General features: G+C 52.6%; 7 protein-coding genes and 1 pseudogene. 7 read left to right on the top strand and 1 reads right to left on the bottom strand.

The annotated features are described in order from the left end of the window. Positions 1 to 161 (bottom strand): annotated as a pseudogene (locus ACIOVB_RS01835) (glutamine synthetase); the annotation flags it as partial. 114 nt (positions 162 to 275) lie between these two features. Between ACIOVB_RS01835 and ACIOVB_RS01830 the strand changes: the two are divergent. The 7 genes from ACIOVB_RS01830 (at position 276) to ACIOVB_RS01800 (ending at position 9381) form a co-directional block, all read left to right on the top strand. Beyond that, positions 276 to 1184, top strand: coding sequence for a helix-turn-helix domain-containing protein (locus ACIOVB_RS01830; protein ID WP_187680578.1), 909 nt, complete (start codon positions 276 to 278; stop codon positions 1182 to 1184). An 81-nt stretch (positions 1185 to 1265) separates the two neighbouring features. Next, a complete protein-coding gene (locus tag ACIOVB_RS01825) occupies positions 1266 to 1775 on the top strand; it encodes a sigma-70 family RNA polymerase sigma factor (RefSeq protein ID WP_401264306.1) in 510 nt (169 codons plus the stop codon). Continuing rightward, positions 1775 to 2722, top strand: a complete 948-nt coding sequence (locus ACIOVB_RS01820) for a FecR domain-containing protein (RefSeq protein WP_401264303.1) — start codon at positions 1775 to 1777, stop codon at positions 2720 to 2722. Before ACIOVB_RS01825 ends, ACIOVB_RS01820 begins: the two co-directional genes overlap by 1 nt. A 67-nt stretch (positions 2723 to 2789) precedes the next feature. Continuing rightward, positions 2790 to 5192, top strand: a complete 2403-nt coding sequence (locus tag ACIOVB_RS01815) for a TonB-dependent siderophore receptor (RefSeq protein ID WP_401264300.1) — start codon at positions 2790 to 2792, stop codon at positions 5190 to 5192. 210 nt (positions 5193 to 5402) lie between these two features. Continuing rightward, complete coding sequence (locus ACIOVB_RS01810) at positions 5403 to 5948, top strand: hypothetical protein (protein ID WP_401264298.1); 546 nt, start codon at positions 5403 to 5405, stop codon at positions 5946 to 5948. 644 nt (positions 5949 to 6592) lie between these two features. After that, positions 6593 to 7336 carry a hypothetical protein gene (locus ACIOVB_RS01805; RefSeq protein ID WP_401264295.1) on the top strand — a complete coding sequence of 248 codons (744 nt, stop codon included), beginning with the start codon at positions 6593 to 6595 and terminating at the stop codon, positions 7334 to 7336. A 77-nt stretch (positions 7337 to 7413) separates the two neighbouring features. Continuing rightward, positions 7414 to 9381 (top strand): hypothetical protein, encoded by a 1968-nt coding sequence (locus tag ACIOVB_RS01800; protein ID WP_401264293.1) that lies wholly within the window; start codon positions 7414 to 7416, stop codon positions 9379 to 9381. Positions 9382 to 9391 lie beyond the last annotated feature (10 nt).

Below are 9391 nucleotides of genomic sequence, written 5' to 3'. Positions count from 1 at the left end.
GTCGGTGCGATCTTGCCGCGGGCGATGCCGGTCAGGTCGCTGACCACACATTCAACTTCGGTAATCTTGTGATCTTTCAGCCACGTGAACAGCTGATCGAAAGGGGCATTCATAAAGACCTCGTTATTGGTTTTGTAGACGCCGGGGAGGGCGGGTTTCATCTTCCGCCCCTTCCCCTGTGGCGCGTTGACGACTATCTTGGGCGAGCCTTGCAGTTCCATCTATCCACTTTAAGCAGCACCAAAGCGCACCAAAAGAGTGCGCAAGGTCACCCCATGACAACGTGTAATCCGCTACAGGTTCAGGCTTTCAACACCGCTGATGTCTCCGAGCAAATCCGCGCCACGCCGGGTTGGGTCCAGCATTACCAGCAGATGTCGCCGGGGCATTTCGCCGGGCAGATCCGCTATCTGGATTTGCAGGGTGTCGAGGTTTACGAAGAGCAGATGAACACCCGGGTCGAGCAGAATTTCAGCGCGCCATCGGGTGCTCTGGCGTTCTGTTTTGATCGCAGCGACAACGCGCTGTATCTGCTCAATGAAGACAGCCGCAACATCTGGATCACCCCGGAGAACTATCAGGAAATCGCCGTGGTGTTCGGTCCGGATTTTGTCCGCCAGCACGGTCTGGATGTGGCGAAACTGGAAGGCTTGTTTATGGCGCCGCTCAATGGCGGGCAAAACGCGCTGTTCAGTCGCTGGTTAAGCTCAACTCTCACGAAGTTGACGCAAGCTGTTGATTTACCGAGTAAAGAATCGCTAACCCAGCAATTACTTGAAGATTGTTTGTTCATCCTCGATAACGCGCGTGTTGATCTGGATCGTGGCGGTTTGCAGCGCCGCAACGAAGAACGAATGATCATGAAACGAGTAGGCGAGTGGGCTGCCGACTCGCCGGAAGAGACGTTGAATTTGCTGGAGCTTTCGCACGTCGCCGGCGTGCCACTGCGGCAATTGCAACAGGCCTTCAAGGCCTATACCGGGATGACGCCAAGCCACTGGTTGCGCTTGCGCCGATTAAACAGCGCTCACCGCGAATTGCTTAAACGCAGACCGGCGGACACCACAGTCGCGGAGGTGGCCATGCACTGGTCGTTCTGGCATCTGGGGCGGTTTTCCAGCAGTTACCAGGCACTGTTCAAAGAACTGCCGAGCGAGACCCTCAAGCGCTCGCGAACGGCGTAACGACGAAAATCCCTTTGTGTCCCACGCGAAGTTAAATAGAATCAGTCTCATTTGAATCTAACTTCGCGCAGGGTCTCCTGGATGATTGAAGCAGCGCCGGCCTCGGAGCAGAACCTGCACGACTTGTACCGCGATCATCGCGGCTGGCTGGAAACCTGGCTGCGTCGACGCATGGGTAACGCCTGGGATGCGGCAGATCTGAGTCAGGACACCTTCTTGCGCGTGCTTGGCAGCGCTCAGCCACTTAGAGATATTCAGGAACCACGCGCGTATCTGCTGACCGTGGGCAAACGCTTGCTGAGCAATTTCTACACCCGCCGCAGCCTCGAAAAAGCCTATCTGGAAGCCTTGGCGCAATTGCCCGAGGAGAGCGTGCCGTCACCGGAGCAGCGCTGGTTGTTGCTGGAAACCCTGCAAACGCTGGATGAACTGCTTGATGGCTTGCCCAGGCCAGTGCGCCTGGCATTTTTGTGGAGTCAGCTCGAGGGCCTCGGTTACCGCGAGATCGCCGCGCGTTTGCAGGTGTCTGAACGAACAATAAAACGTTATATGGCGCAGGCTTACGAGCATTGTTTGATGTTGGATCTATGATGCGCGTTGCGCCCGAAACACAAGCGCGCGAGGTGGCACGCGCCGCCGCACAATGGCTGGCGTTGCTCGAATCGGGCGAAGCGACGGATGACGATCACGCGCGCCTGCAAAACTGGCGCAGCAGCGATAGCCGCCATGAAAACGCCTGGCAGAAGATTCAGCTATTGCGCCAACGGTTCAACGATCTGCCGTCGGCATTAGCCATGGCCACGCTGGATCGTCCTGATCCGGAACGCCGGGCAGCGCTGAAGCGCGCGCTGGGCCTGGCGGCGCTTGTGCCAGCGGCGTGGCTGATCAGTCGGCAATTGCCGCTGGATGTCTGGCGTGCCGATTTGCACACCAGTACCGGGGAACATAAACGTTTGCCATTGGCGGATGGCAGTTCAGTGCAACTGAACACCAACAGTGCGGTAAACGTAGACCTTGCTGCCCGTCAGTTGACCCTGGTGCGTGGCGAAATGGCGCTCAACGTTCCCGGCAGCTCAGCGCTGATGATCGACGCTCATTACGGACGGATCAGCGTCAGTCGCAGTGAAGTCTGCGTGCGACTCAACGAGCGTGATTGCACTGTTTCCGTGTTCAGTGGTTCGGTTCAGTTACAACCGCTGCACGGACCGGCGCTGATGTTGAACCAGGGCCAACAAGTCAGTCTGCAAGCTTCTGGCGCGGGGCCTGTTACAGCATTCGACGCCTTGATGCCGGGTTGGCGCGAGGGTGTATTGATGGCGCAGAACCAACCGCTGGGGGATTTTCTGCGCGAGTTGAGCCGTTATCGCTCAGGTCTGCTGCGCTGGGATCCTGCGCTTGAGGCGCTGCGCGTCACGGGTAGTTTCCGTCTCGACAATACCGACCAAGTCCTTTCGCTGTTGGCGGCGAGCCTGCCGATCGAAGTGCATACACGCACCCGTTTCTGGGTTTCTCTCATCCCTCAGAAAAAAACTGGCTGAAGCCTGTCCCTTTTTTTCGCCTCGCTGGTCATTCCAGGCAAGTGAACAAAATCGAGAGCTTCTTCCAATGCCCGCAGTATTCCCAAGCCGTTTGCGTCCGTTGTTGCAGTTGAGCCTCCTGCTGAGCCTGAGTGCCAGCCCCTTGATGATCCAGTCCAGTTGGGCCGACGACTCTTCGCGACGCAGTTATCAGGTGCCAGCTGGCAGCTTGAGTTCAGCACTGACACGATTTGCCGGTTTGGCCGGGGTCAATCTGTCGGTGGACCCCGCACTGGTCAGCGGCCAGAGCAGCAAGGGTTTGAGCGGTGAATATGGGGTAGAGGAGGGCTTCACCCGATTGTTGCTGGGCTCTGGTTTGCAGCTTCAACCGGTGGGGGGCAATGCCTACACGCTGATTCCGGCGGCGGAGGGCGGCAGCCTGCAACTGGCGCCGACTTCGATACTCGGTGCCACTGATTCTTCGGGTGCCGACGTGTTTGTCGGCGGCCAGGTCGCACGTCGAGGTTCGCAAGGGCTGTTGGGGTCTAAAGACTTCATGGAAACCCCGTTCAGCATGACCACCTACACCAGTGAGACGGTCAAGAACCAGCAGGCCCGAACCCTGGGCGACCTGATTGCCACAGATCCTTCAGTGCGCGCGACCAATCCAGCGGGCGGGCGCTATGAACAATTCACCATCCGTGGCTTCAGCCTGTTCAACAGCGATGTTGCCTATAACGGCCTCTATGGTGTTCTGCCGACGTACACCATCGACATGGAAATGGCCGATCGCGTCGACATCCTCAAAGGCCCGAGCCAACTCATCAACGGTATTTCACCGCGGGGCAGTGTAGGAGGGGGGATTAACGTGGTGCCCAAACGCGCGACGGACCAACCCATCACCTCGCTGACAGCCAATTACGCCTCAAACAATCAAGTCGGTGGTTCTGTGGATGTCGGGCGGCGTTTTGGCGAGGACAACCAGTTCGGCCTGCGTTTCAACGGTGTCAAACAGTCCGGCGATACCGAATGGGATCACCAGAGTGTTGACCGCGACATGGCGGTGCTGGGCCTGGATTTTCGCGGTGAGCGCCTGCGACTGTCGACGGATGTCGGCCATACCGAACGCGATACCGACGCACCGCAAGAGCGCGTGCAAGTCGGCGCCAATGCCAAGGTGCCGAACGCGAACGACGTGCGCGACAACTATGCGCAACCCTGGAGCCAGGCGCGAACCAAGGACACCTTCGGCACGGTCAACGCCGAATTCGACGTAAATGACTCGGTCATGTTGTACGGCGGCGTCGGTGCGCGCAAAAGCAATCACGACTTCCTGCGCCATGCCGTTTCAGTCACCAATAATGCTGGCGATTTCAGCGTGCAGCCGCGCGATTTCACCCGTGACGAAAATGTCCGCACCGCCACGGCGGGCGTGCGTAACTGGTTCCACACAGGCCCGGTCAGCCATGAAGTCAATCTGGCAGCCAGCTACTTCTATATGGACTTTGAAAACGGTGGCGCTCGTTATGCGGCGGGTCGCAGCAACCTGTATGCCCCGGTGGAAATCACCAAACCCGGCACGCCGACGCGGCAAGACGCCAAGGTCTACACCGAAAATCGCTTCAGTGGCGTGGCGCTGTCGGACACCTTGGGTTTCTTCGATGATCGCCTGTTGCTGACCCTCGGCGCCCGGTGGCAGCGCGTGAAGGTCGATGACTGGAGCGATGATGTGAAGGGTGATACGGCCTACGACGAAGAAAAGGTTTCGCCGTCGGGCGGGATTCTGTTCAAGGCCACGGACCGATTGTCGCTGTACGCCAACTACATGGAAGGCCTGAGCCAGGGCAAGATCGCGCCGTCGACTTCGGTGAACGAGGACGAAATCTTCCCGCCATTCATTAGCCGTCAGGTCGAAGTCGGTGCCAAGTACGATGCCGGGGCGTATGCCCTGACGGCGGCGGTATTTCGCATCAAACAGCCGGCGTACGAGACCAACGCCACGACGCGCGTGTTTGGCCCAAACGGCAAGCGGCGGAACGACGGTGTGGAGTTGAGCGTGTTCGGTGAGCCACTGAAAGGCGTTCGACTGCTTGGCGGCGTGATGTACATCGACAGCGAGTTGACCGAGACCACCAACGGCACGTTCGACGGCAACCGTGCGCCGGCGACACCCAAGTACAACGTCAATCTCGGCGCGGAATGGGATGTGCCGAACGTGCAGGGGCTTACACTGACAGGGCGCGGAATCTATTCGAGTTCGCAGTATCTGGATCAGTCGAACGAGAAGGAAATCGATTCCTGGGAGCGCTTCGACGTAGGCACGCGTTATGCGTTCAAAATCGAAGACAAGACCATCACTTTGCGCGCCAATGTCGAGAACGTGCTGGATAAGCGCTATTGGAGTTCGGCCGGAGCCTCGGATGACAGTGAGCCGGGTTTGACGCTTTCGACGCCAAGAACTTACCTGCTTTCAGCTACGGTGGATTTCTAGAGCCGAGTGGCGAATATCGTCAATTCCGCGATATTCGCTTAACTAATCTAAATGGTTATTTAGTGTAGTTATAACTATATAGCATCAAAACAGTAGGGTAGCTCATCAGATGAGCGAGGGGTAGATCATCCTTGAGCGTTATCTTTCAAAAATGAACGATATCGCTCAAGGTGAGAAAATCAGCATCTGCCAATAAGAGAAAAAATATCAATGAATCATTTCCCAGGCTGGATGCTGGAAAGCGCGCACAGCTACTTAAAAGCAGCCGAGCTACTGGATGCGCAACATCTACCACACGTAGCGCACGTCAATGCAGCGATCGGTATGGAGATCCTGCTAAAGAGCTTTATTTCGATTCCTGACCAGCATCAAGGAACGACTGGGGAAACCTACGTCCTTGATAAAGAAGCCATCAAGACGGCTCACAAATGCCTTCAAAACGAGGGGAAAACTGACCGCAGCCGACGTGTTGATTGGCATGATTTGCTGACGTTGTTTCATGCTGTTCCTGAACAGATCCGGTGCAGCTTGGCACTGGACAGCCAAGAAGAATGCTTTGAAAAATATCGAAGTGTGTTCACCAACAGCCGGTATCCATACGAGTCAACCAGCGCGAATTCTTCTGACCCAATTCTCATGAGGATGCTGCGGTGGACGTTGGCCAACGTGGTTGGATATCACAAAGAGCGCGGATCGCAGGATGCATTCATTGTGAGTTACATCGCCAAGCAGCAAGCTGGACCAGGTGATGCGTAAGAGTACTCGAGAGCAAACCTTCATATACCTCCTAAAAGACTGAAGCCCGTGAATTCAGCAAGATACGGAAATGCTTTACACAGCCTTCTAGATGAAATTGCACGGTTGCAAACCATTTTTTGGTCAGCAAAGAATGGAGATTGAGCGCGAATGCTGCAAAGAATAGAAATGGAGAAGGGCGTACAGCAAACAATAGAAATGGAAGGTGAACCCGGTGGCCTCTAGTGAGGCATTAAGCACCTCGATCCTCGCAGGCTTCTGCCTTGCCTTATTCTCGCTGGAAAAGTTTCTTACACCACCTCACGCAGGATAGATAAAGCCAAAATCCATGAGGGTTTTGAAGGCCGTTGAAGCAGGAAAGCTTGCCCTCATACTGGCATGAGGAATCACGCAAGACGTCATGATTTTCTAAATTCCATCTAGCACTTATCGTTAGTTTTGGAGAAGTCTAAGCTTTCGCTATGAGTCCAATATACGCTTAAAACGATGCGAAGTTCGCAGGAAAAGCCTGCTAGTTATTATCAATATCGCAATCTGTTTTTTGAGTCAATATACGATTAATTAGCGCTATTTATGCCGCGCAGGGCGGTTTTAACTATTCGTTATATGGAAAAGTTATTTTGCAGGTTTGGCGTGATCTGTCTATGTTCGAGATTGAGTATGAGCGTGTATGTTCGGTTTACTACGGCAGAGAGAGGGTGATGATGGCGACACTCAAGTCGAAGCTTCGAGGCAGGTTGATGTCCTTCCATGGAGCCCGAAAAAATACCAGAAATGCACTTTGGATTGTTTACAGCCCGAAATCCAAGACAGACCTTTCTCTCGCAAGTAATAATGAGTGCGTGTACTGGGTGGCGAATTTAGAAGCCAATCCAACAATACGTAGCTTCAAGTTTGGTTGTGAAGCAGAGTTAAAGTTGCAAGGCGAGGATAAATTTCGCAATCGCGAGTTCATTCACGTAGAGTTAAATAATGGTGAGGTACAAGTTCATACTCTGTGTGCAGGCGACGGTGGAATTGACAATGGCACTATTACTCTGCGCGAACTATTCGCCGGCAGGGCCGTGGTGGAGGAGCGTCAGGTAACTTTTGTGAAGGTGCATGCTGACTATTTGAGACAGCAGGCGCAAAAGGCCACTAGGACGTTAAGACTTGTTGGGTTCGCATCTCAAATCAGGGGGCGCAGACATGACGTCACTTCGTGCGCCGTAGAGTTGGCTATTTTATCGTTGAAGGTAGGGACAGTTGAGCAGATCCTATTAGCGACATCCAGACATGATCCGATGGTTGTGTTGGGGGTGTTCGCAGAAAAAGTATTAACGGGAGGAATAGAGATCGACTTGACAGAGCGTGCTTTCGGTAATCACAGTCATTGGAAGCTCACATGAGCGCTAAGAGAAGTCGTCACGAGATCGAAATGGCGATAAAGTCAACACGCCCTTGGACGCCTGTCCTGACTGATGACATGGATGAGGATGTTAAATACCGATTCAACAACCGTGTGAAAGCCGTTGATCTCTATGTTGAGGGAGACAGCCTTTTTGCAATTGAAGAAGCCACGAATATAAACGGTGTCGAGTTGCATAGGCTGATAAACAGATGCCTGTCAGTCTCGAACAACGGTATGGTTTGGGGGTACAAAGCATTAATACCGAACATTAGGATGGAAAATTATAAGCGTACCAGTCCTATCAGGCCAAAATTCCCGGAAGGCAAGAGCGGGTATGCGGGGGTATTTGCTAATTTACTGACAAAATACCCTGATCTGGAACTGGTATTGGTCAGGAAAATTCTCAAGCTTAAGCATGAGAAAGCTGTATATGAGAACCGCATCAGTCCCAAGCATGTACACAAGGAGATGATGGATTACCTTAAAAGGAAAGATCATCCAAAGTATGAATGGCCTTACGGCACGAAGCTCTTAGGCTCAAAAATAATAGGAAAATTTGTTCAGAAAATACTTAGTCAGAATTTTGATCGTGGTGTTGCGGTAAACGGTGAAACAGCAGCTCAGGCTCATCTCATGGTAGGCAGCGGTAAGGATGCATTGCTTACATATGAATATATGATGGAGGCAGCGGAGATTGATAGTTATCATATTGATTCGCATTTTTCAATTGGGTTTGAAAATGGAGATGGCTTAATAAGCTATGTCCCGATAGAGCGCATCAATATCATGGCGCTTGTAGATCGGGTTTCAACGGCTGTTTGGTGGTTTGTCGTCGTCTTTAGTAGTGAAGTCAGTGCTGCCGACGTGGTCAGATTGTTGACAGAGAGTCTGAGGGCAGGTCTTCCTCGGCCTAGTAAAGAAGTCCTAGGGATGAAGTTGAGTGGGGATATAGGTTTTCCGGTAGAGATATTTCCTGAATTAGCTCACACACTACCAACAGTGCTGATGCCCGATAACGCACTGGCGAATCTCGCTGATGCGGTCTCTAACGTTCTCCGTAAAAAAATGGGTTATTCACTATGTTATGGGCCGCCAGGCCATTTCGAAACTCGTCCAAATGTGGAGCGGGCTTTTAAAGAGCTTGCAGTTCAAATATTTCAGCGATTACCGAGCACAACAGGTTCAAGCCCTGGGTCGGGGCGAGCCCAAGGCAGTTCTGTGGTGTCAGCTAATCTTAAGATGGATGCTAGCTTGATTGAAGAGCTCGCCTTCTATCATTTTGCATTAAGTAATGCCACTCCCTCAGAGGGTATCGGTATGCTATCGCCGAATGAGTATATTCGACAAAAGTTAAATAAAGATGAAAGGCATTACACTCCTCGAACTGTGCTTCAAGAGAGCATTTCGAAAATGACTAATTACTCTATCACTGAAACAGTCATCGTGAGATGCTATCCAAAACGAGGAGTCAGGCCTTATATTCAGCTTGATCGTGTGCATTATTCATCAAGCGTACTTAGAGAGTCTGCGTGGCTTGCGGGTAAGAAAATTCTTGTAGAAGTAGATGAGCAGGATATGAGAACCGTCAAGGCATATTGGCCTGATGGTTCACTCATGGAGGTGCTTACAGCCATTGGAAAATGGGCGCGAACAAAGCATAGCCGTAAAACCCGAAAGGCCATTAACAGCTTGATCACTCAAAGGTTGTTAATTGTTTCTGAATTTGATGATCCGATTATTTTGTACATGAACCTCTTGTCGGAGATTGCCCAAGGTAAAAAAACACCAGATGTTGCCATGAGTAACGCTAGGGCAGCCACGGAGCATAAGCGGGTTGAGGTGGAAGTCCAGGCGGGGATGGGTTTTGAGGACGAAGAGCTTAACTATAGCCAGGAAGTTGAAAGCTCCGTGGCCGCGTCTGCCGGAGTACAAGAGTCATCACCCAGCCCAGATATAAACAATGAGAACGTTAAACCGCAAAAAACTGCAACCATCATTCCGTACCCAATGCCGGATTTGAACAAAATAATCAAAGATTTTTAAGAACAGGAGC

Origin of the sequence: Pseudomonas sp. NPDC087639 (assembly GCF_044743385.1) — a bacterium.
Lineage (GTDB): Bacteria > Pseudomonadota > Gammaproteobacteria > Pseudomonadales > Pseudomonadaceae > Aquipseudomonas.
This window is presented reverse-complemented; position numbering and strand designations above follow the sequence as displayed.

Coding starts and splice junctions, on each gene's coding strand:
- ACIOVB_RS01820 (WP_401264303.1), top strand. CDS start 1,775: ATGCGCGTTGCGCCCGAAACACAAGCGCGCGAGGTGGCACGCGCCGCC.
- ACIOVB_RS01825 (WP_401264306.1), top strand. CDS start 1,266: ATGATTGAAGCAGCGCCGGCCTCGGAGCAGAACCTGCACGACTTGTAC.
- ACIOVB_RS01815 (WP_401264300.1), top strand. CDS start 2,790: ATGCCCGCAGTATTCCCAAGCCGTTTGCGTCCGTTGTTGCAGTTGAGC.
- ACIOVB_RS01830 (WP_187680578.1), top strand. CDS start 276: ATGACAACGTGTAATCCGCTACAGGTTCAGGCTTTCAACACCGCTGAT.
- ACIOVB_RS01805 (WP_401264295.1), top strand. CDS start 6,593: ATGTTCGAGATTGAGTATGAGCGTGTATGTTCGGTTTACTACGGCAGA.
- ACIOVB_RS01800 (WP_401264293.1), top strand. CDS start 7,414: ATGGATGAGGATGTTAAATACCGATTCAACAACCGTGTGAAAGCCGTT.
- ACIOVB_RS01810 (WP_401264298.1), top strand. CDS start 5,403: ATGAATCATTTCCCAGGCTGGATGCTGGAAAGCGCGCACAGCTACTTA.